This window comes from Natronomonas salinimetallica, from assembly GCF_013839515.1.
Lineage (GTDB): Archaea > Halobacteriota > Halobacteria > Halobacteriales > Haloarculaceae > Natronomonas.
Genome location: NZ_JACDNQ010000015.1, coordinates 35,799 through 56,774 on the forward strand (window position 1 = coordinate 35,799; position 20,976 = coordinate 56,774).

General features: G+C 67.2%; 25 protein-coding genes and 1 tRNA gene. 18 read left to right on the forward strand and 8 right to left on the reverse strand.

What is annotated here, in order from left to right:
• Positions 1-71 precede the first annotated feature (71 nt).
• A tRNA-Ala gene (locus tag HZR14_RS11700) sits at positions 72-143 on the reverse strand.
• Positions 144-332: 189 nt separating this feature from the next.
• Here HZR14_RS11700 and HZR14_RS11705 point away from each other — a divergent pair.
• Positions 333-749, forward strand: a complete 417-nt coding sequence (locus tag HZR14_RS11705) for a cobalamin B12-binding domain-containing protein (protein WP_181693053.1) — start codon at positions 333-335, stop codon at positions 747-749.
• The gene (gene meaB, locus HZR14_RS11710; RefSeq protein WP_181693054.1) at positions 750-1,808 is read left to right on the forward strand and encodes a methylmalonyl Co-A mutase-associated GTPase MeaB; all 1,059 of its coding nucleotides are present in this window, start codon (positions 750-752) and stop codon (positions 1,806-1,808) included.
• A gap of 35 nt (positions 1,809-1,843) precedes the next feature.
• On the opposite strand, the gene HZR14_RS11715 is transcribed toward meaB, so the two are convergent.
• Positions 1,844-2,959 (reverse strand): response regulator, encoded by a 1,116-nt coding sequence (locus tag HZR14_RS11715; RefSeq protein WP_181693055.1) that lies wholly within the window; start codon positions 2,957-2,959, stop codon positions 1,844-1,846.
• Between the two features lie 203 nt (positions 2,960-3,162).
• Positions 3,163-3,765, reverse strand: coding sequence for a molybdopterin-dependent oxidoreductase (locus tag HZR14_RS11720; RefSeq protein WP_181693056.1), 603 nt, complete (start codon positions 3,763-3,765; stop codon positions 3,163-3,165).
• 178 nt (positions 3,766-3,943) lie between these two features.
• Here HZR14_RS11720 and HZR14_RS11725 point away from each other — a divergent pair, with 178 nt between their 5' ends.
• Positions 3,944-4,156: a ribbon-helix-helix domain-containing protein gene (locus tag HZR14_RS11725; RefSeq protein WP_181693057.1), complete on the forward strand. Its 213-nt coding sequence runs from the start codon at positions 3,944-3,946 to the stop codon at positions 4,154-4,156.
• A 91-nt stretch (positions 4,157-4,247) separates the two neighbouring features.
• A complete protein-coding gene (locus tag HZR14_RS11730; protein WP_181693058.1) occupies positions 4,248-4,526 on the forward strand; it encodes a UPF0058 family protein in 279 nt (92 codons plus the stop codon).
• A 68-nt stretch (positions 4,527-4,594) separates the two neighbouring features.
• Here the strand turns inward: HZR14_RS11730 and HZR14_RS11735 are convergent, their stop codons facing one another.
• Positions 4,595-4,747 carry a hypothetical protein gene (locus HZR14_RS11735; RefSeq protein ID WP_181693059.1) on the reverse strand — a complete coding sequence of 51 codons (153 nt, stop codon included), beginning with the start codon at positions 4,745-4,747 and terminating at the stop codon, positions 4,595-4,597.
• Between the two features lie 34 nt (positions 4,748-4,781).
• On the opposite strand from HZR14_RS11735, the gene HZR14_RS11740 reads away from it, so the two are divergent.
• From HZR14_RS11740 to HZR14_RS11790, 11 genes are all read left to right on the forward strand, one after another.
• Positions 4,782-6,119, forward strand: coding sequence for an isochorismate synthase (locus HZR14_RS11740; protein ID WP_181693060.1), 1,338 nt, complete (start codon positions 4,782-4,784; stop codon positions 6,117-6,119).
• A gap of 4 nt (positions 6,120-6,123) precedes the next feature.
• Positions 6,124-7,881: a 2-succinyl-5-enolpyruvyl-6-hydroxy-3-cyclohexene-1-carboxylic-acid synthase gene (gene menD, locus HZR14_RS11745; protein ID WP_181693061.1), complete on the forward strand. Its 1,758-nt coding sequence runs from the start codon at positions 6,124-6,126 to the stop codon at positions 7,879-7,881.
• 242 nt (positions 7,882-8,123) lie between these two features.
• The gene (locus HZR14_RS11750; RefSeq protein WP_181693062.1) at positions 8,124-8,357 is read left to right on the forward strand and encodes a YgaP family membrane protein; all 234 of its coding nucleotides are present in this window, start codon (positions 8,124-8,126) and stop codon (positions 8,355-8,357) included.
• 223 nt (positions 8,358-8,580) lie between these two features.
• Entirely contained in the window at positions 8,581-9,495 is a 915-nt protein-coding gene (locus tag HZR14_RS11755; protein ID WP_181693063.1) for a 1,4-dihydroxy-2-naphthoyl-CoA synthase, read from the forward strand.
• Positions 9,496-9,571: 76 nt separating this feature from the next.
• Entirely contained in the window at positions 9,572-10,510 is a 939-nt protein-coding gene (locus HZR14_RS11760) for a 1,4-dihydroxy-2-naphthoate polyprenyltransferase (protein ID WP_181693064.1), read from the forward strand.
• A gap of 2 nt (positions 10,511-10,512) precedes the next feature.
• Positions 10,513-11,517: a mandelate racemase/muconate lactonizing enzyme family protein gene (locus HZR14_RS11765; protein ID WP_181693065.1), complete on the forward strand. Its 1,005-nt coding sequence runs from the start codon at positions 10,513-10,515 to the stop codon at positions 11,515-11,517.
• Positions 11,518-11,533: 16 nt separating this feature from the next.
• Entirely contained in the window at positions 11,534-13,012 is a 1,479-nt protein-coding gene (menE, locus tag HZR14_RS11770) for an o-succinylbenzoate--CoA ligase (protein ID WP_181693066.1), read from the forward strand.
• A 47-nt stretch (positions 13,013-13,059) separates the two neighbouring features.
• Positions 13,060-13,800 (forward strand): NRDE family protein, encoded by a 741-nt coding sequence (locus HZR14_RS11775; protein WP_181693067.1) that lies wholly within the window; start codon positions 13,060-13,062, stop codon positions 13,798-13,800.
• A 114-nt stretch (positions 13,801-13,914) separates the two neighbouring features.
• Positions 13,915-14,271 (forward strand): helix-turn-helix transcriptional regulator, encoded by a 357-nt coding sequence (locus tag HZR14_RS11780; RefSeq protein WP_181693068.1) that lies wholly within the window; start codon positions 13,915-13,917, stop codon positions 14,269-14,271.
• A 185-nt stretch (positions 14,272-14,456) separates the two neighbouring features.
• The gene (lrpA1, locus tag HZR14_RS11785; RefSeq protein ID WP_181693069.1) at positions 14,457-14,882 is read left to right on the forward strand and encodes an HTH-type transcriptional regulator LrpA1; all 426 of its coding nucleotides are present in this window, start codon (positions 14,457-14,459) and stop codon (positions 14,880-14,882) included.
• 273 nt (positions 14,883-15,155) lie between these two features.
• Positions 15,156-15,638: an SRPBCC family protein gene (locus HZR14_RS11790; RefSeq protein ID WP_181693070.1), complete on the forward strand. Its 483-nt coding sequence runs from the start codon at positions 15,156-15,158 to the stop codon at positions 15,636-15,638.
• Between the two features lie 190 nt (positions 15,639-15,828).
• On the opposite strand, the gene HZR14_RS11795 is transcribed toward HZR14_RS11790, so the two are convergent.
• Positions 15,829-16,692, reverse strand: a complete 864-nt coding sequence (locus HZR14_RS11795) for a DMT family transporter (RefSeq protein ID WP_181693071.1) — start codon at positions 16,690-16,692, stop codon at positions 15,829-15,831.
• A gap of 80 nt (positions 16,693-16,772) precedes the next feature.
• The gene (locus tag HZR14_RS11800) at positions 16,773-17,192 is read right to left on the reverse strand and encodes a GIY-YIG nuclease family protein (RefSeq protein ID WP_181693072.1); all 420 of its coding nucleotides are present in this window, start codon (positions 17,190-17,192) and stop codon (positions 16,773-16,775) included.
• A 282-nt stretch (positions 17,193-17,474) separates the two neighbouring features.
• Between HZR14_RS11800 and HZR14_RS11805 the strand changes: the two genes are divergently transcribed.
• Both HZR14_RS11805 and HZR14_RS11810 read left to right on the forward strand, forming a co-directional pair.
• Complete coding sequence (locus tag HZR14_RS11805) at positions 17,475-17,669, forward strand: methytransferase partner Trm112 (protein WP_181693073.1); 195 nt, start codon at positions 17,475-17,477, stop codon at positions 17,667-17,669.
• A gap of 44 nt (positions 17,670-17,713) precedes the next feature.
• Complete coding sequence (locus tag HZR14_RS11810) at positions 17,714-18,277, forward strand: DUF7524 family protein (protein WP_181693074.1); 564 nt, start codon at positions 17,714-17,716, stop codon at positions 18,275-18,277.
• A gap of 131 nt (positions 18,278-18,408) precedes the next feature.
• Here HZR14_RS11810 and HZR14_RS11815 read toward each other — a convergent pair whose 3' ends face one another.
• Positions 18,409-19,500, reverse strand: a complete 1,092-nt coding sequence (locus tag HZR14_RS11815; protein ID WP_370464983.1) for a DR2241 family protein — start codon at positions 19,498-19,500, stop codon at positions 18,409-18,411.
• A 1-nt stretch (position 19,501) separates the two neighbouring features.
• A complete protein-coding gene (locus HZR14_RS11820) occupies positions 19,502-20,392 on the reverse strand; it encodes a CbiX/SirB N-terminal domain-containing protein (RefSeq protein ID WP_181693076.1) in 891 nt (296 codons plus the stop codon).
• 89 nt (positions 20,393-20,481) lie between these two features.
• Here HZR14_RS11820 and HZR14_RS11825 point away from each other — a divergent pair, with 89 nt between their 5' ends.
• Positions 20,482-20,973, forward strand: coding sequence for a DUF7523 family protein (locus tag HZR14_RS11825; protein ID WP_181693077.1), 492 nt, complete (start codon positions 20,482-20,484; stop codon positions 20,971-20,973).
• Positions 20,974-20,976: the final 3 nt, after the last annotated feature.

A 20,976-nucleotide genomic window follows, 5' to 3' on the forward strand; every position in this document is an offset into this window, starting at 1 on the left:
CTGAGCGAAGCCGGAGGCTTCGCGAGGGTCGGCGAGTCCATCGACTGAGCGAGCGTAGCGAGCGAAGGAGATGGACTCGCCGGGATTTGAACCCGGGGCCTTCCCCGTGCCAGGGGGATGATCTACCACTGATCTACGAGCCCTCGAACGCATCGCATAGTATCCCGAGACGATTCATAAACCCATCGAAGCGGCGGGCAGTGTGCGGCATAATCACACTGCAGGGACCGGTCGGCGTGCGGGAATCCAACTCCAGTTGCGAAAACCCAAATCTATCGAACCCGCCGTGGATCTCCGTTAAAGTCAAACACCTCCCCTCGGTAGAGCGAACCATGAGTACGGAGCACGAGCAACGAACCGTTCGGTGTCTGGTTGCGAAAGTCGGCTTGGATGGCCACGATCGTGGTGCGCACGTCATCGCACGGGCGTTTCGGGACGCCGGATTCGAAGTCATCTACTCGGGACTACACAAATCACCGGACGACATCGTCCAGGCCGCCGTCCAAGAGGACGTCGACGTCCTCGGGATCTCGATCCTCTCGGGGGCCCACGACACGCTCGTCCCGAAGATCATGGACGGCCTCGAGGAGTACGGCGCATTGGAGGACACGCTCGTCATCGTCGGGGGGATCATCCCCGACGACGACCGCGAGGAACTCTACGAGGCCGGCGTTTCGAACATCTTCGGCCCCGGCGCGACGATGGAAGAGACGATCGAGTTCGTCCGCGAGAACGCCCCGGAACGATAGATGTCCGAGGACACGCTTATCGAGGAGCTGTTGGCGGGGAAACACCGGGCGCTCGCGCGGGTGATCACGAAGATCGAGAACCGCTCGCCGGGGTATCGCGATCTGGTCTCGAAGTTACACGAGCACACGGGCAACGCGGAGGTCATCGGGATCACCGGCTCCCCCGGCGCGGGAAAGTCGACACTCGTCGACAAGATGGCGTCGACGTACCGCGATCGCGGCGAAACGGTCGGGGTCATCGCGATCGATCCGTCCTCACCGTTTACGGGCGGGGCGGTGTTGGGCGATCGGATCCGGATGGCCTCGAACGTCGGCGACATGGACGTCTTCTTTCGATCGATGTCGGCGCGCGGCTCGCTCGGCGGGCTCTCGACGGCCACGACGGACGCGGTGAAGGCGCTCGACGCCTTCGGCAAGGACAAGATCATCGTCGAGACGGTCGGTGCGGGCCAAAACGAGATCGAGATCGTCAAAACGGCCGATACGGTCTCGGTACTCGTGCCGCCGGGGTCGGGCGACGACATCCAGATGCTCAAGGCCGGTATCCTCGAGATCGCCGACATCTTCGTCGTCAACAAAGCCGACATGGAGGGCGCAAACCGGACCGTAATGGAGCTCAAAGAGATGATCGAGATGCGCGATGCGTCGCCGATGGCCGGCCACCACGGCGCCGAGAGCCTGGTGGATACCGCCGACAACGGGGGAACCGAGACCGAGACCGGGACCGACGAGGAGGGCTGGCAGCCGACCGTCGTCGAAACGATCGCAAAGACGGGCGAAGGTGTCGAGGAGTTCCTCGGGGCGATCACGGAGCACGTCGCCTGGCTGTCCGAAAGCGGCGAACTGGAGGTCCAAGCCAGACAGCGCTACGAGGCCGAAATAAAGACCTTACTCCGGGAGGACACGGCAGCGCTCTTAGAGGAGGAGCTTTCGGCCCGCGGAGGGCTCGAGAGCCACATCGACCGGGTCCTGCGAAAGGAGACGGATCCATACACCATCGCCGACGAACTCATGGCCCCCATCGAGGACTGCGTGGGCGAGGCCCGGAGAGAGCCGTAGCTACGGCGACCGGGGGAGATCGTTCGACCGCAGGATCAAGAGAGTTCGACGGAGACGGCCGTCGTCGACGGCGGCCCCCGGTCGAGCAGTTCGCGTATCGCCGTCAGCTCCTCTCGAACCGTGGTCTCATCACCGTCTTCGAGCGCGCCGAGGGTGCGTTGGACGCGGTTCCGCGCGGAGCGGAGGGCGTCGCTTTGATCGCGTGCCCACTCGCTTGTCAGCTCGTGGCCGAGCCAATCGCCGAGCAGCTCGACGAAGGCCCGCTCCCAGTCGGTGAACGCCGCTCGGTCGCCACGATCACAGAAACAGAGCGTCCCGTATCGGCGCTCGCCGACGTATACCGGCGTCCCGATATAGGACGAAAAGCCTCGGCCCTCGGTGTCGCCTTCGCTCTCGCCATCGCGTCCATCCCTGTCACCGCCTTCGCTCTCGCCATCGCGTCCATCCCTGTCACCGCCTTCGCTCTCGCCATCGCGTCCATCCCCGGCGATGGCCACGATACCGCTGCCGTCGACGATCAGATCGCCGACGCCGTCCGACAGGGGTACCCCGCTCCCGGTGTCGAAGGGGACCTCGGCCTCGATGCTCTCGACGAGGACTTCCCTGCTGTCGTCGCCGGACTCGGTGATCAACGCGCCATACTCGACGTCGAGTGTCTCACGGCCGAGTTCACAGAGCGATTCGACCGGCGTGGAGACGCTGTCGATCACGGTCCGCGCGAGCCGCCGGAGCGCGGACTCGCGCCGCTGGACCGCCCTCTCGGCGGCGTATCTGGCAGCGGCGTTCTCGATCCGGTTCGCGAGGACGCGCCACTGCTCGGAGCCGCGCCGTTTCCGGAAGTAATCGGTCACGCCTTCCGAGACGGCGTCGCTCGCGATCTCTTCGCTCCCGCGCGCCGTAAACAGAATGAACGGGAGATCCGGATCCATCTCACGGACGTATCGGAGCAGTTCCAGCCCCGTCATCCGTGGCATGTGGTGGTCGCTGACCACGCAATCGACCGGTCCGGCTTCGATGACGTCGAGCGCGTCGTTGGGGTCCGTCTCGACCTGGATCGAGAAGTTCTCCCGGAGGTCGTCGAGTTGATTCGCCATGAGGTCGGCGAGGGAGGGGTCGTCATCGACGAGCAACACGCGCGTAGGGCCGGCCATACGTCGACTCCGGGCCTGCGAGGGATTAACCCTTCCGTCCGACTCGCCGTACCGAACGGTGCCCATACCGGCCCCCCTTGGGATATCCGCATCCCCTGGGATACCGTGCCCTTGATACGGATCGGTGTACGACGGATCGGTCACCGCCGGCACGGTGCCGGCAGCGACCGCTCGCGGACGACAACGGTCCGTATCGGAGGACGCTAGTCGGCGGTATCGGAGACGTACCGTTCCTCGTTCCAGGGGTTCGCCGTCCCGGAGTAGCCGCGTCGTTCCCAGTAGCCGCGCTTTCGTTCGGTCAGGAACTCGATCCCCGAGAGCCACTTTGCGCCCTTGTATGCGTACTTGTGTGGCGTGACGACCCGGAGCGGGCCGCCGTGCTCGCCGGAGAGCGCTTCGCCGTCGAGTTCCCAGGCCAACAACACGCCGTCGCGGAGACAGTCCCGGAGCGGGAGATCCGTCGTATATCCGTCGTGGGCGTGAAAGAGAACGTGGACGGCGTCCTCGCTGGTGCCGACGAGGTCCGCGACTGTCCGAAACCGCGCCCCACGGAAAATACAGCCGAGACGGGACCAGCCGGTCACGCAGTGAAAGTCCTGGCGTTGACGCTCGCTTTCGAGCGCCTCGAGCGTCTCCAGCGGGATCGATCGTTCGTCGTCGACGGCACCCCACACGTCGAGCGTCGAGTCGGCCGGTACCGACGGCACGTCGCCCTTCGAGAGCACCGGAAACGAGGACGTTTCGTGTTGGCCCGGCGGAAGACGTTCGCCGTCGAACTCCTCGTGAACGTCCGTGACGTCTCTCATGTGTCATCGCGTACCCGTGGGAACGTAGACGTATCGTTTCAGGATCCGTTCGCCGAATCATGCAAAACAGCTGGCAAAACGAAAAAATATCCTTCCAGAATTGCCGATACGATTTTGTCACTGTAGAAAATCACTCGACAGAATTAAATACCCCATCCCCGAATCTGGAATCAATCCGATGCCGAAGGTACAACTCACCGTCCCGGAGCATCTCGAGATGCAGATCGCACAGCTCGTCGAAGAGGGCGAGTTCGTCAACCGCGAGGAGGCGATAGAGGAGCTGTTATCGACCGGACTTCGGGCGTACAAGACGAGCGGCCCGATGGACGACGACGAACCGGGATTCGAGGAGGACGGTATGATGGGCCACGACGACGAGTACGTTTTCTGAGCCAGGGCACGACGACGCCGGTCCGTATGGGGACACGTGTGCGCCGCCATCCCGCGCAAGTGTTAAACGGTCCGTTGTAATACGCATAAACATGCACAAAGACGAACTTCTGGAGCTACACGCCAAGATGGTCTCCATCATGGAGCACTTCGACGGGATGGACGAGATCGACGACTCGGTGTTCGATCCCTACGGGGAACTCGACGTGACCCCCGACGATGTCCACAAATCGAAAAGCGAGCACAAACACGCGGTATTCGTCCTCGGCAACGCCCTGGCGAACGTGATGGCCGAAGACGAGTTCTCCGACGCGGGGCGAATCGGCAAGCGAATGGAGGAGCTCGCCGACGACGCCGAGTCGAAGCTATAGTGACGTTCGAACACCGTAGTGCGTCGACCGTGGACGGTTCCCAGCCGATGCGTGGGCCGCTTGCGCATTCACCATAAAAAGCCCATCTCGACGCCGTCGGCGAAACCCATCCCGATGCCGTCGGCGAAACCCATCCCGATGCCGTCGGCGAAACCCATCCCGATGCCGTCGGCGAAACCCATCCCGCCGACGACCCAGACGCCCCGATCGTCGCTGAACACGTAACCTAAGACGGTGGGGGCCCAAACGACGGTAATGGAACCGCTGGGTAGCGAGGAGACGGCCCCACGGACGGGGGGGCTCGTAAGCCGGGCAGTCCAGCTATCGACTGTCCCGGACCGACGTTCGGCGCTTGCGGCGGCCGATTCACCACGGACGTTCTGGTCGGCTCCCGGAGAGGCGACGGTCGTCGGAAGCGGGACGGCGACGACGATTCGGGCGGACGGACCGAACCGGTTTCGGGCCGTCCAGGAGGCCGCGGCGGAACTGTTTTCCGTCGGCGACGTACACGCCGGCGCGCTCGCGGCACGCCCCCGGCTGTTCGGCGGGTTCGCCTTTCATGACGACCACGCCGGTTCGGGTCCGTGGGAGGGCTATCCCGGCGCGGAGTTCGTCCTGCCGCGAACACAGGTGACTTACACCGGCGGTGAGGCGTGGCTGACGGTCAACGACGTCGGCGGCGAACCGGCCGCCGTCGAGCGCCGACTCGAGGCCGAGATCGAGCGACTCGGGGGGCTCTCTGATCCCGGTCCGGTCGGGACTCCACCGGGGGTCACGGATCGCGCCCGGACGACCTCCGAAACCGAGTGGCGCAACAGCGTCGTCGCCGCCACCGACCGGATCGCGGCCGGCGAACTCCGGAAGGTCGTTCTCGCACAGGCGCTTCGGACCACGCTCGGGCGGGCGCTTTCGATGCCGGAGACCCTCTCGCGGCTCGCGGGGCGTTACCCCGATTGCTATCGGTTTCTGTTCGAACCCGAGGACGGCTCCGGGGGGTTCTTCGGGGCGACACCCGAACGGCTGGTCGGCCGTCGCGGCCGGACCGTCGAAACGGGGGCGCTCGCCGGGACGACCGGCCGCGGGGATACGCCGGAGGAAGACGAGTGGCTCGCAGCGGAGCTTTTGGCCGACGAAAAGAACGTCCACGAGCACGAACTCGTCGCAGACGCGGTCCGCTCGCAGTTGGAACCCTACGCCGCCTCGATCCGCGCCGGGGAGCGCTCGATCCGGCGGCTAGCGACCGTCCAACACATCGAGACGCCGATCACCGCCGAACTCGCCGACGACGAACACGTCCTGACGCTCGTAGAGGCGCTGCATCCGACCCCCGCGGTCGGTGGGCTCCCGCCGAGGGAGGCACTGCGGACGATCCGCGACACCGAGCCCTTCGAACGGGGATGGTATGCCGCCCCCGTCGGGTGGTTCGATGCGGCCGGCTACGGCTCCTTTGCGGTCGCGATCCGCTCTGCGATCGCCAGGGGGGAGACGGCGACGTTGTTCGCCGGTGTCGGGATCGTCGAGGACTCCGACCCCGACCGCGAGTGGGAGGAGGTACAGCTCAAATACCGGCCGATCCTCGACGAACTGGAGTGACCGGATGCCCGGTGAACTCAACGCGCTGTGGGGACGGATCATCGCGGACGAACTCGCGGCGGCGGGCGTCGAGACCGCCATCCTTTGTCCGGGGTCGCGCTCGACGCCGCTGACGGTCGCGTTCGCGGAGCATCCCGACGTCGAAGCCGTCTCCCACCTCGATGAGCGCTCGGCCGCCTTCTTCGCGCTCGGCTACGCGAAACGGACCGGGCGGCCCGCTCCCCTCGTCTGTACCTCGGGGACCGCACTCGCAAACGTCCATCCCGCGGTCGTCGAGGCCGACACGGCCCGGGTTCCGATGGTGCTTTTGACCGCCGACCGACCGCCGGAGTTGGCCGACAGCGGCGCGAACCAGACGATCGACCAAGGGCGTTTCTACGGGGACTCGGTCCGGGACTACCGTACGCTCCCCGAACCCGAGGCCGCCGACCGAAAGCTCCGATCGCTCCGGACGGCGCTCGCTCGGGCGGTCGGGACGGCGGTCGGCGTTCCGCCCGGCCCGGTTCATCTCAACGTGCCCCTCCGGAAACCGCTGGAACCGACCGCCGATAGCCGGGCTCCCGACGGCGTCCCCACCGGATCGCTACCCGAGGGGTTCGAGCGGCCGGATCGTCCCGCGACCGCGGGCCGCGAGGGTCCCTTCGTCGCCGTGACCCAGGGGCGGGCCGGGCTCTCCGCGTCCGAGCGCGGGCGGGTAGCGGAGGCGATCGAGCGCGCCGAGGGCGGCCTCATCGTCTGCGGTCCCGCAAACGGGGCGGCACCCGACCGAGAGGCACTGACGGCGCTCGCCCGTGCGAGCGGGTTTCCGGTGGCCGCCGACCCGCTTTCGGGCCACCGGTTCGGTTCCCACACCGGCGATGTCACGATCTGTGGCGGCTACGACGGGTACGTCTCGGCGATCGGTTCGGTGCCCGACGTCGTCATCCGGTTCGGCGCGTCGCCGACGTCGAAGCCGCTGCGACGCTATCTCCGGGACTCGGCGGCGAGGCAGTTCGTCGTCGATCCCGCCGGCGGCTGGCGGGAGGCGACGTTCACCGCCACGGATCTGCTCGTCGCCGATCCGACGCAGGTCGCCTCCGAGGTGGCGGCCGCCGTCGACCGAGAGCCCGGCGCGTACGCGGCGGAACTCGCCGCGATCGAGGCCGAATACTGGTCGTTCGTCGCGGGGAGCGAACCGCCCGAGGGTGCGGTCCTCGCGGATGCGGTCGCGTCCGCCCCCGATCCGGCGACGGTGTTCGTCTCGAACTCGATGCCGGTGCGGGATCTCGACCGCTTCGGCCGCCCTCGCGAGGCGGCGTTGACCGTCCTCGGCAACCGCGGTGCCTCCGGGATCGATGGCATCACCTCGACGGCGCTCGGGGCCGGCCACGGCACCGAAGAGCCACTCGTGCTCGTGACGGGGGATCTCGCGTACTACCACGACATGAACGGACTGCTCGCGGTCGCGCGCGCGGACGTCGATGCGACCGTCGTCTGTCTCAACAACGACGGCGGCGGGATCTTCCATCTCCTGCCGATCGAAGCACACGACACCTTCGAGGGGTGGTTCCGGACGCCGCACGGCCTCGATTTCGAGCACTCGGCGGACCTCTATGAGCTGCGCTTCGCGCGGACGGACGACCGCGATCGGTTCCGGGAGCTGTATGCCGACTCGGTCGGAACCGGGGGAACACGGGTGATCGAGTACCGCACGGACAGTCGGCGGAACCACGACGAACGCCGCGAGCTCGAACGCCGCGTCACCGACCGCCTCGGTCCCTGAGTGGGTCGGCCGACGGCCGTTTCGGGTGGATACATCCCGACGCTCCGGCCGTCTTTATCGAAGTTACGAGGGTGAATCGCCCGCGCTTCAGCACGGGGCGGATGTCGAGTGTGGCTCGGACGGTGTCCGGAATCTCACCGTTCGGCATGGCTGCCCACCGTACATCCGGCCCGCCGTTGGCCCCACGATTGTGTTTTCAGCCCAATACTAACCTATATATCCGCGGGGCGAGTACAGGAGCTATGAACAAAAATGTCGGTTCGACGGACAGACTGATCCGAACGCTCGTCGGCGCGATATCCGGGCTCGTCTCGCTCGCGATCCTCGCCGGCGTCGTCTCGCTGCCCACGATCGTCTCACCGGTTCTCGGCGTGGTGGCGGTGATGATGCTCGGTACCGCGCTGACGGGAACGTGTGCGCTGTACTCGATTCTCGGCCTCGATACGTGCCCGCGGTCCGCCGGCGGCCCCCCATAAAAACGGCCGGCGCGGAACCGTTCGAGCGAACTCGACGGCCCGGCCGCGGTCCCGCCCGGGCCACCGCGTCCGCATCCGTAGGGGTGGGAGGTTTCACGATGGATACCTATAGTAGAGATCGGAGGACAAGACACACTCGATCGCACGGCGGCAGTGCGATCGGTGTGTACATCGTTGCGATGTTTACTATATCTTTTTCTTCGCGGCGCTCCGACCCTCGACAATGGTTTCTGAACTGTTCGAGGATGACCGCTGGGAGCCGATCACCGACGACTTCGAGGACATCACCTACCACCGATCGACGGAGACGGGCGCGGTCCGGATCGCCTTCGACCGCCCCGACGTTCGAAACGCCTTCCGTCCCGAGACGGTCGACGAACTCTATACCGCCCTCGACCACGCCAAACGCCAGACCGACGTCGGCTGTATCCTGTTGACCGGCAACGGCCCCTCGCCGAAAGACGGCGGCTGGGCGTTCTGCTCGGGCGGCGACCAGCGCATCCGCGGGGACGCCGGCTACGAGTACGAAGCGAACGGGGACGAACGCGACGGCGGCGGGACGCCCGACTCGGAACGGCGCTCCGCCCCGCGCCTCCACATTCTCGAAGTACAGCGGCTCATCCGACACGTTCCAAAGCCCGTCGTCGCCGTCGTCCCCGGGTGGGCCGTCGGCGGCGGCCACTCGCTGCACGTCGTCTGTGATATGACGCTCGCCTCCGAGGAGCACGCGGCGTTCCTCCAGACCGATCCCGACGTGGCCTCCTTCGACGCCGGTTTCGGATCGGCGTATCTCGCCCGACAGATCGGTCACAAGAAGGCTCGGGAGGTGTTCTTTCTCGGGAAGACCTACTCCGCCGAGGAGGCTGCCGAGATGGGCATGGTAAACGAGGTCGTTCCCCACGACGACCTCGAGGCGACGGCCCACGAGTGGGCCGAGACCGTCTGTTCGAAGTCGCCGATGGCGATCCGGATGCTCAAATACGCCTTCAACATGGACTCGGACGGCCTCGTCGGTCAGCAGATGTTCGCGGGCGAGGCGACGCGACTCGGCTACATGACCGAGGAGGCCGAGGAGGGCCGGGACGCGTTCGTCGAGGGCCGAGACCCGCGGTTCGACGAGTTCGAATGGCACTACTGATACTGACGGCGACCCCCGTCGTGAGCCATTCGCACTCTCATCGTGTTTATACCGTCGGCGCTCCGAGTCATCCGTAATGACAGCGGCGGTCTCGACACGGAAAGCATGGCTCATGGCGGCCCGTCCGCAGACCCTTCCGGCGGCGGCGGCACCGGTGCTCGTCGGGACGGGGCTGGCGGTCAGGTCCGGCGTCTTCGATCCCCTCCCGGCCGTCGTCGCGCTCGTCGGCGCACTCCTGTTACAGATCGGGACGAACTTCGCCAACGACTACTACGACGCCGTCCGGGGGGCTGACACCGAGGATCGGGTGGGGTTCACGCGCGTGACCGCCGGCGGTCTCCTCGCCCCCGACGCGGTCAAGCACGCGATGTACGCCACGTTCGGTCTCTCGATTCTCGTCGGGACCTACCTCGTCTACGTCGGCGGCATCCCGATCCTCGTGATCGGGCTCGCGAGCGTCGTCGCCGGCATCACCTACACCGGTGGCCCGCTCCCGTACGGGTATCGCGGCCTCGGCGACCTCTTCGTCTTCGTCTTCTTCGGGATCGTCGCGGTCGCCGGCACCTATTACGTCCAGGCGGTCGGTGGCTCCGGCCCGCTCCCGCTTTGGATCCCCGAGGGAACGGTTCCCGCGGCGGCGGTCGTCGCGGGGCTTCCCGCCGCCGGGCTCTCGACTGCGATCCTCGTGATCAACAACGTCCGAGACCGCGAGACCGACGCGGCCTCCGGCAAGCGGACGCTCGCGGTCGTGTTGGGCTATCGAGCCAGCCGGATCGAGTGGACGGCGATGGTCGGACTCGCGTACGCGATCCCGGTCGTCTTCTCGCTCGACGGCTACGGGACGGCAGTCCTGTCGCCGCTTCTCACCGCACCCTTCGCCGTCCGGATCGGGGCGACGGTCTGGGGGCGGAGCGACGGCGACGCGCTCAACGCTGCCCTCGAACGGACCGGCCGACTCCTCTTTGTACATTCGGCGCTGTTCGCCGCCGGACTCGCCGCGCCGGCGGTCGTGTGACCATGGAGGTCGAACCGTTCTCGCTGCCGCTCGCCCGGCCGTTCGAAACCGCCTCCGGGACGATCGAGCGCCGCCGGGGGTTTCTCGTCCGCGTCGGGGTCGACGGGACGGCGGGGCTCGGCGAGGCGACCCCGCTTTCGGGGTGGACTGAATCGATCGGGGACTGTGAGAGCGCCCTCCGCTCCGTCGAGGATCCGGTCTCGGCGCTGGTGGACGGGACGTTGTCCGACGTCCCGGCGGCCCGCCACGGCGTCTCGCTCGCGGTATTGGACGCGCAATCGAGGGCGGCCGGCCGGCCGCTGTATCGGTTTATCGGCGGCAGCGATCCCGTCGAGTCGGTCCCCGTCAACGCGACCGTCGGCGACGGATCGCCGGCCGAAACGGCCGCCGCCGTCGGGCGCGCCGTCCGAGCGGGGTTTCCAGCCGTGAAAATAAAAGTCGGTGTACGGGACCTCTCCGAGGACCTCGCCCGGATCGAGGCGGTCCGATCGGACGCACCGGCGATCGAACTGCGCCTCGACGCCAACGGGGGCTGGAGCGAGACGACGGCCGAGCGCGCTCTCCCGAAACTCGACGACCTCGGGGTGTCGGTTCTCGAACAGCCGCTGTCGGCCGATTCGCTCGACGCCCACGCGCGGCTTCGCGGCCGCGGCGTCGACATCGCCCTCGACGAGGGGCTCGTCGAACACGGCTTCGGCACCGCGCTCGGGGCCGACGCCGCCGACCTCCTCGTCTGTAAGCCGATGGCGCTCGGCGGCATCGATACCGTTCGGAACGTCGTTCGCTCGGCCCGTACGGCCGGCATTGACGCCGTCATCACGACGACGATCGACGGCGCGGTCGCGCGGGCGGGCGCCGTCCACCTCGCCGCATCACTCCCGAAACTGCGGCCGTGTGGTCTCGGGACCGGCGGCCTGCTCGGCTCCGATCTTCGGGCGGGTGTCGCCCCGGTCGCGAAGGGGAGCGCCGCCGTCCCACAAGGAAAAGGCAATATCCCACCGGAATAAACGAGGGGACGAAACGATGCGGGATTGGCTTGCCGTCCGGGCGGACGTGACCCCGAAAGCGACCGCGTTAGCGGCTGGCGGCGCGCTCGACGCCGCTCGAAGCTACGCGGAGTTGAACGACCGCGTCGAGACGGTCGCCGGCCGCCTCGCCGGGGCCGGCGTCTGTGTCGACGACGCCGTCGCGGTCTGTGCCCGAAACCGCCCGGCGTTCGTCACCGTCGTCCACGCCGTTCAACGCCTCGGTGGGGTTCTCGTCCCGATCAACGCCCGGTTGACCGCCACGGAAGTCCGGGTACGACTCGAGCGCGTCTCCCCGGCGGCCGTCGTCTGCGAGCGGGGGACGGAGGCCGCCGTCGCCGAGGCGACCGACGGGACGACGGTCTCGCTCGACGAGCCGGCGGGGGAGACGAAAGCGCTCTCGGCGGTGCCGCCCCGCCAGTTCGACCTCCCGGAGTGGGAACTCGACGATCCACTCGCCGTCCTCTTTACCTCGGGAACGACGGGCGAGCCGAAGGGCGTCCTCCTGACGCTCGGGAACGTCCTCGCGAGCGCGACCGCCTCGGCGTTCCGGCTCGGGATCCGCCGGGACGACTGCTGGCACGTACCGCTGCCGATGTACCACATGGGCGGGCTCGCACCGGTCTACCGGTCCGTCCTGTACGGAGCGGCGCTGTCGATCCAGCGGGGGTTCGATCCCCAATCGACCCGTGCGGCCGTCCGAACGTCCGGCGCGACCGCGGTCTCGCTCGTGCCGACGATGCTGGAGCGGCTGCTCGACGCCGGCCCGGTCCCGGCGTTGCGGTTCGTCCTCCTCGGCGGCGCGCCCTGTCCGCCGGCGTTGATAACGCGCGCGAGAGCGCGGGGCGTTCCGGTCGCGCCCACCTACGGGATGACCGAGGCCGCCTCACAGATCGCGACCGCACGCCCCGAAGCGGTCGGGGACGCGCCCGAATCCGTCGGTCACCCGCTCATGTTCGCGGAGGTCTCCGTCCTCGACGAGGTCGGAGCCCCGTGTGGGACGGGGACGATCGGCGAACTCGTCGTCTCCGGTCCCATGGTCACGCCCGGCTACCTCGACAGCGGCGTGACGGACGAGCGATTTATAAATGGCGGGCTGCGGACGGGTGACCGCGGCTACCGGGACGAACACGGGCGGGTCTACGTGGTCGGCCGCGTCGACGAAACCGTCGTGACGGGTGGCGAGAACGTCGACCCGACCGAGGTAGTGTCGGCGCTCCGGGAGCACCCCGGCGTCGCAACGTGTGCCGTCGTCGGCCTCGAAGACGACGAGTGGGGCGAGCGCGTCGCGGCCCTCGTCGTCCCGGCCGGGGACGCAGACCCCTCCGTCGGGGAGCTCGAGACACACTGTCGCGAACGGCTGGCGGGGTACAAACTCCCCCGGACGATCGCGTTCACTGCCGAACTCCCGCGGACGGCGTCGGGGACCGTCGATCGGGATGCCGTCGTCGAACACCTCGAGCGGGCGTCCGAATAGCGTCCGGATCGCGGGTGTTTTTGTGTTCCCCACACGCACGGACGGCCGTGTGTACGCTCATCGTCGCCTGGCGAGTATTCGAGGAAGCACCCGTCTGTGTCGCCGCAAACCGTGACGAAGCTGTGGATCGCCCGTCGACGTCGCCACGGCGATGGCCCGGTGATCCCCCGGTGGTCGCCCCCCGGGACGAACGGGCGGGCGGCACCTGGCTCGGATACAACGCCGAGGGCCTTCTCGCCGCGGTCACCAACCGCTGGATGCCCGGCGAGGGGGAGCGCTCGCGGGGGCTCCTCGTCCGGGATGCCCTCGGGGCCCGATCGGCCGACGGGGCGATCGAGGTGGTCCGTGAAAGGCTCCGAACTCACGAGTACGCCCCCTTTCACCTGCTCGTCGTGGATGCGGACGGCTGTCTGCTCGTGATCCATGACGGCGACGGCGACGGTGACGACGTCCACGGGCTCTCCCCGGGCGTCCACGCAGTGGTCAACGTCGGCTTCGACGGCGAGTGGTTCGCCCCCGAGCGGCGGCCGGCGGCCGGACGCGAACAGGCCCACAACGCCGAACGCGTACGCGAGACGCTTCGACCGGACGCCGGCGAGACCGCCTCGGCGTGGACGATCCGCGCCGGGGACGTTCTCGGCGACCACGAATACGGGGTCTGTATCCACGGCGACGGGTTCGGAACGCGGTCGTCCTCGCTGGTCCGCCTCGGCGACGAGCGGGTCTTCGAGTACGCCGACGGACCACCGTGTGAAACGCCGTTCCGTCGGGTCGACGCGGGCGTATAGCCCACGTCCGCCCTCGCGTACCGACCCGTCTGGGCGTGACCCCGCCCGTTCCGTGTTCGGCCGGGCGCGCATCAAAGCAATGATTTAAACCGTTCGCTGGCGGAATGGCAGACGATGAGTACCGCCGCGGAAGCCGACCTCTCGGAGGTAGAGCGCGCAGGGCTGGAACTGATACGGGACACCGGAGGCATCCACCAGAGCGACTTCTGGAAGGAACTCGACGTCGATTCGAGAAAGGGCAGCAGGATCATCGACAAACTCGAGGAGTTGGAACTCGTCGAACGGACCGAAACCGTCTACCAGGGCCACAACACGTATCTGGTGACGCCCATCCTCGATCCCCGTGATCTCGACTTCTCGCTTTTGATGGCCGGTGACCAGCTTTCGCCGTTCGTCGGCGACGAGGAGATCGATCCCCAGGGCGACGCTTTCTCACAGTGGGTCATGACGCTGGCCTACGAGGAGTACTGAGGCGGACCGTCGTATCGGCGCTTCGGTCACCGTCCGAAGACACATTCCATTACATGTATACGAGAATACCCGCCAGAGCCAGCCCCACGTAAACTATTTTGGCTATTGGTTTATAAATACTGGTCCCTCGAATTCCTGTTTTCAGCTTCGGAAGATATTTTTTCACGGACGTAAAAGATACCACCATGAGCGCGGAGACGGAGGACAGGATTCTCGCCGTCCTAGAGGACGACGCCCAGGCCTCCTACACAGAGATCGCAGACCGTGCAGACGTATCGAAACCGACCGTCAGAAAATACATCGACAAACTCGAATCCGAGGGCGTCATCGTCGGGTACTCGGCCGACATCGACCCGAAGAAGCTATCGGGGAAGTCCATCGCGATGGTCGGCGTCGACGTCGCGAGCGAACGCTACGTCGAGGTCACCCGGAAGCTGAAACGACTCGACGCCGTGGAGTCGCTGTACACGTCCAGTGGCGATCACATGCTGATGGCCGAAGTCCGGGCCGCCGATGGCGACGAGGTCGGAGAGATCATCCGTGACGACGTCCTCTCGATCGACGGCGTCGAAGCCGCCCACCCCTCGTTCCTTCAAGAACGGCTGAAGTGACGCCGTCCGGATCCCTGCCGCGCCTCCGGTTTCGATCACGATTCCCGATCGCCGGGAGTTGATCTCCGATCGCCGGGAGTTGATCTCCGATCGCCGGGAGTTGATCTCCGATCGCCGGGAATCGACCTCCAGTATCCTCCTACCGTCCCTGTAGAACGTCACAGTCCCTGCCGACATCCGCACAGTCTCCCACATCCGCACAGTCTCCCACATCCGCGCGGTTTCGGTCTCCGACACCCGCGCGGTTTTCCCTCCGGGCCGCGTATCGGGCGTATGACCACCTACCGCCGCGAGACGTACATCGACGCCCCGTTCGAGGACGTCTGGGGGTTTCACTCGACGACGGACGGCCTCGAGGCGCTGACGCCCGGGTTCATGAACCTAGAGGTCGAAAGCGTCACCGGACCGGACGGCGAAGCGGACCCCGCGGAACTCGGGGCCGGATCGCGGATCGAACTGTCGATGCGCCCCCTCGGTATCGGCCCCCGACAGCGGATGGTGTCGGTGATCACCGACCGGGAACGCGACGGCGGGACGGGCATGTTCCGCGACGTCATGGAATCGGGACCGTTCGCGGAGTGGGAACATACCCACCGGTTCTTCGCCGACGGCGATGGGACGATCGTCTCGGATCGCGTCGAGTACCGCCTCCCGGGCGGACCGCTCGGCCGTGCAGTCTCGCCGCTGGGACGGGTCGGTCTCGTCCCGATGTTCTTCGGCCGACACCGGACGACGAAGAAACTCCTCGAGGAGTGAGATCATAACGGAGTTCGGCCGCCGTCGTCCACTCGACCGGAGGACGGTCCTCCCGTTGGTGTGGACATCGTTTCATGCGGACTGTTGTCGTCCGGGAACGGTCACCGCCGGAGCGGTGCCGGCGGTGACCGTTCCGTCGGGACACCAATCCTATCAAACCACACGGGTGGCGCAGGCCGAGCGATCCGGGTCACCACGTCCGTGCGACGAGTACGACGCCGACGAGCACGAGCGATCCGCCGGCGACGACGGCGGGTCCGACCGGCTCGGCGAGGAACACCGCCCCCAGGACGACCGTCGCAACCGGCTCGACGGTGCTGAGTATCGAGGCCGGCCCCGCCCCGATCCGCGAGAGCCCGGCGAAGAAGGCGAAGATCGGGATCGCCGTCGCGAGCACCGCGATCCCGAGGACGGAACCCCACGCGACCGCCCCGGACGGGACCCCGAGCGTATCGGTCGCTGCCCCCACGAGGAGAAACGTCCCGGCGGCCGCCGGCATGACGTGGGCAGTGAGCGTCGGGGGCGTCACCTCTTCGAGTGTCGTCCGACTCACGGTGATGTAGGCCGCATAGAGGATCGCAGCGAGGAGTACGACCGCGATACCGCGTGGATCGGCGGCCGCGGGATCGGCACCGGTGATAAGCGCGATCCCCCCGATGGTAATCACGAGCGCGGAGAGCCGTCGACGCCCGATCGGCTCGTCGAGAAACGCCGCCGAGAGAACGAGCACGAACGCCGGATACGTATACAGAACGATCCCCGCCATCCCGGCGGTCATGACCCCGAGGCCGAGGAAATAGAGGCCGCTCACCGCGGCGTACCCGACGGAGCCGAGTCCGACGCCGGCGACGAACCTCCGGCCACGGAGCAGCCGTATCTCGCCCCTGAGACCGAAGACCACCCAGACGAGCACCGTCGCCAGGATGAATCGAAACGAGAGAATCGTCGGAATCGAGAGCCCGGCATCGCCGGCGACGATTCCCAATATACCCAGCGTGCCGAACCCGACGGCGGAGCACAACACGAGGGCGGCACCGAGACGCGTATCGTCCATACCCGCGGCACCGTCCCGGTCGGCAAATCGTTTCCGGAACCGATCGTCCGATCGCCCGGAGTGGCCGACCGGCCGCGCCGTCACTCGGGGGCGTCGGCGGCCCGGTGGGCGCGACTGACACGGTCCCGCAGTCGCCCGCCGTCCTCGTCGTAGGCGAGGTGCGACGGACAGTCACAGTCGGATGCGCCGAACCCCCGGACGGGCGATGCCGGGAGCTCGGCGGCGACCGTACACTCGATGTCGGCACCCGGCGTCCGAACGTCCCCCCGGATCGAGACGTCCCCGTGTCCCAGGAGGTAATCGACGTGCCAGTGGCGGGTGTCTCGCTCCCCGGCGGCGAGTTCGTAGTGGCGGTCGACCCGGCTGAACCCACCGGAGCCGAACGCGCTCCCGGTGTAGGCGTATGCCCCGGCCGGAAACCGATGTCCTCCGAGCGCACCGACCTCGATCGTCGCGGGGCGTCGCAGTTCGATACAGAGGGTGTACGTGCCACCGGTCACGGATGGCTCATACTGCCGGCTATACGGTTATAACGCTTGTCGTACCGCGGAGACCGAAACGGCGGCGGTCTTCGCCGCCGCGTTCTCGCACCCGTACGTGGCCCACGTCGACCCACCACCCGACCCGCGGCGATCCACCACCCGACCCACGTCGACCCACCACCCGACCCGCGGCGATCCACCACCCGACCCACGTCGACCCACCACCCGACCCACGTCGACCCACCACCCGACCCGCGGCGACCCACCATACTTTTGCCGTCCGCCGTCGCAGGCAGTAGTATGAAGGAGTCGCTGCTGGACATTCTGTGCTGCCCGCTGGATAAAGGCGAACTCGAACTCGAAGTGATCCGCGAGAACGACGACGAGATCCTCGAGGGGCGGCTCGTCTGCGTGGAGTGCGGCGAGGAGTACCCCATCGAGGACGGCATCCCGAACCTGCTGCCGCCGGACATGCGCGACGAGGCGGCGGCGTAGCGCGACCGGTATATTTTTTAACCGTACCGGGAGTGTGTGACGACGTGACGGATTCGCTCGCCGTCGCGGTCAACCGTGACGGGTTACACACGCTCGCTGTCCCGACGGAGTTCGAGGCCAACGGGCCCTTCGACGTCAAACTGTACAACCACGGTGAGGCGGCCCACGTCTATCTCAACGTGGACGACAGGCTCTCGGAGGTCGCCCGTATCAGGGCGACGAACCACTACGTCGGATCCAACGAAAGCCGCCGCGTCCGCGTCGAGACCCGTGATCCGTCGGTGTGGCCCGAGGAGACGGTTCGCGGCACCCTCGAAGTCGTCGTCGGCCACGGCCAAGAAACCCGCCAGGTACGAGTCACGCTCGATCCGACGATCGGCCGCAAGGAGGTCCCGGTCGATCCCGACCTCACGACGCCGAAAAGCGACCCGGAACCGGGGACGCCGCCCGTCTTCCGGGTTCTCCCGGTGGTCGTCCTCGGAAGCGTCGCCGTGTTGCTCGCCGCCGCCGCGGTCTTCGCCGGCGAGGGTGTCGATGTCGCCGTCGGTGGACTCGGGCTCGTCTCCGCCGGACTCTGTGCGGTGGCCGCGTACTACCTGCTGCGGTGATCGCGTACTACCTGCTGCGGTGGCCGCGTACTACCTGCTGCGGTGATCGCGTACTACCCGCTGCGGTGATCGCGTACTACCCGCTGCGGTGGCCGCGTACTACCTGCTGCGGTGATCGTGGTGAGTACGTATCACACGCCGTCCTCATCGGTCGGCACGCCACAGAGACGGTCCTCGTCATCGAACCGTTTCGCCCGTAGGAACCGCGCCCGGTAGCGGTTCGCACCGTCGTAGATGTCCGCCTCACGGACGTCCTCGACGTCGCCGTCGGCGACGGTACCGATGATCTCCTCGATTTGCTCTTTCTCGCTCGGGGTCAACTCGAACTCGTAGGTCCGGGAGCGTTCGCCCTCGAGTTTCGTCCACTTGCGGGCGGCCGTCACGACGAGAGAGCAAGGCTCCCGGCAGGGAAAGGCCCCGTCCCCGCCATCGACGTCCAACTCGGTCTCGTCGTCGTATTGCCACTCGCGGCGTTTCAGACACTGGCTGTCGTCACAGCAGGCCTCCGCGACCCAATCGACGTGCTCGTGGCCCTCGCCGCGGTCCCACGTCTTGATCACGCCGTAGATACCGCTTTGTCGCTCCATCGTCTCCCGCCAGTGGTTTACGTCGAGGTCCCCGCGGCGTTCGAGATACCAGTTCGCGATCGTCGCCGGGTAGACGTACTCGACGGTCTCGGCGAGCGCCGGGCCATCGAGATCGACGAACGCCCATCCGGTCGGGAGCGTCGGCGCGGTCTTCAGGGGGCGGTATCGGCCCCGATCGTCACGCTTGAGGAGCCCTCTCGCGTCGGCCGGGTCGGTCCGGACGTCGAGTTCCTCGGGGGCGACTTCGCCGTCGGCTCCGTTTCGGACCGTATAGACCCGCTCCCCGTCGGCTCCGGGGGCGATATCGATCCGGAGCTCGCCCCAAGAGGCGACGATCCCGCCGTCGGCGAGCCACTCGTATCGCTCCGGGACCGTCCGCTCGTCAGCGCCTTCGAGCCACCGGAGGTAGGCCCGCTCGGTATCGGGACGGTCCGTCCGGTTCCAGTGATACCAGTTCGAGACGAACCACGGGTTCTGGGCGGCGAGCTCACGAAGCGCCGGCTGGGAAAGCCCCGTGTGGGTCTCCTCGGGTGTCTCGAAGCGATAGCCGCCGTCCGTTCGGGTGACCGAGAGGCCGTCACATTCGACCCCATCGTCGGCCGCCGACAGCAACGCATCGAGTTGTGTGTCGTTCACGTCAGTCACCCGCCCCCGCCTCCGCGTCCGCACCGGCGCTTCGGGTCTTCCGTCGGATCTCCTCGATCGCATCGCCCACGTTGGCGCCCGCGTCGGCCGCGCGTTCGATGAGTACGTCGGCGGTGAGCGCCTCGGTGCCGACGGCACCGGCGTACCAGATCCGGTGGCCGTCGACGTCGCTCGGCGTCTCCCAGCCGGTTCGGTAGTCGTCCGTCAGCCCCATGTCCTCCGGGATGTCCTCTTGGGTGTGATAGCCGTCGGAGACGAAAAGCGGGACGACGACGACGTCCGTCGTCTCGAAGAAGTCGGCTACGTCGTCGATCTCGGGGTCCTCGTCCATGAACAGCGCTTTCACCTCCTCGAAGCGGTCCATCCCCTCGATCCGGTCGGCATGGAGCCGGACGGCCTTCGCGGAGTTCTCGTTTCGCTCCGTCCCGTGGCCGACGACCGCCAGGGCGAACCCCTCACCGACGTCGGGGTCACCGGTAACGCTTTCGGCCCGCCGAACGATGACGTCGCTCATCGCGTCGTGAGTACCGACGGGGCCGCAGTAATGGACCGTCTTTTCGACGTCCGCCGCCTCGAGGGTGGTGTGTGTCGCACTCGTTCCGTCGGAGTCCCACTCGTCGAGATCCCACTCGTCGAGCCGGAGTTCGCGGGGGATTACCTCTTCGGTAAAGTAGCCCTCGGAGATGAAAAGCGGGACGACGTAGACCTCCTCGCTTTCGACCGTCCGCAGTACTTCCCGGAACGACGGTTCCTCCTTCCAAAAGCCGGTCTTGACCTCGTCGAAGACGCCGGCCTCGCGGATCGTATCGGCGTGGTCGTACGTCGGGGTACTCGCGTCGGGGTTCAGGTGGGACCCATGGGCGACGATGACGAGCGCTTGCATACATCGGTATTGGGCGACGGCGTCCTTAGTGGCTTCGGGAGGTTCCGTCGACCGATACGACCTTTAGGACTCCGGGCTACGTCACGGGTATGACCGTTGCCGCCGACGCTCGCGCCGCCGTCCGGGCGCACCCGTTTGTCCACACCGCACTCCGGGCGGGGATCCTCAACTACGCCGCGGCCGCCGAGTTCCTCGACGTCGGCGACACTGACGCGGTCGCGGCCGCGCTCCGCCGATACGCCGAGGAGCTCGACGATTACGGGAGAGCTGACCGCCGCGTCAGCGTCTCGATGGAATCGGGCGTCGGTCGGCGGGACGGGGCGGACGACGACGGCATCGTGACGGTCGGCGGGGACACCTTCGCGGCCGATTGCGGCGACCTGACCGCCGTCGTGGCGGCCGGCGACGTCGACGCGTCGGCGCTCGAAGCGGTCCTCGGACGAACCCGAACGGCCGGCATCGATGCTAGGGCGGCGGCCGGAACCGACGGTCACGTCGCCGTCGTCGTCGAGCGTCGGGACGGACCCGACGCCGTCCGCGCCCTCGAGGACGCGCTGGAACGCGGGCAAGCGACGCATTGAAAC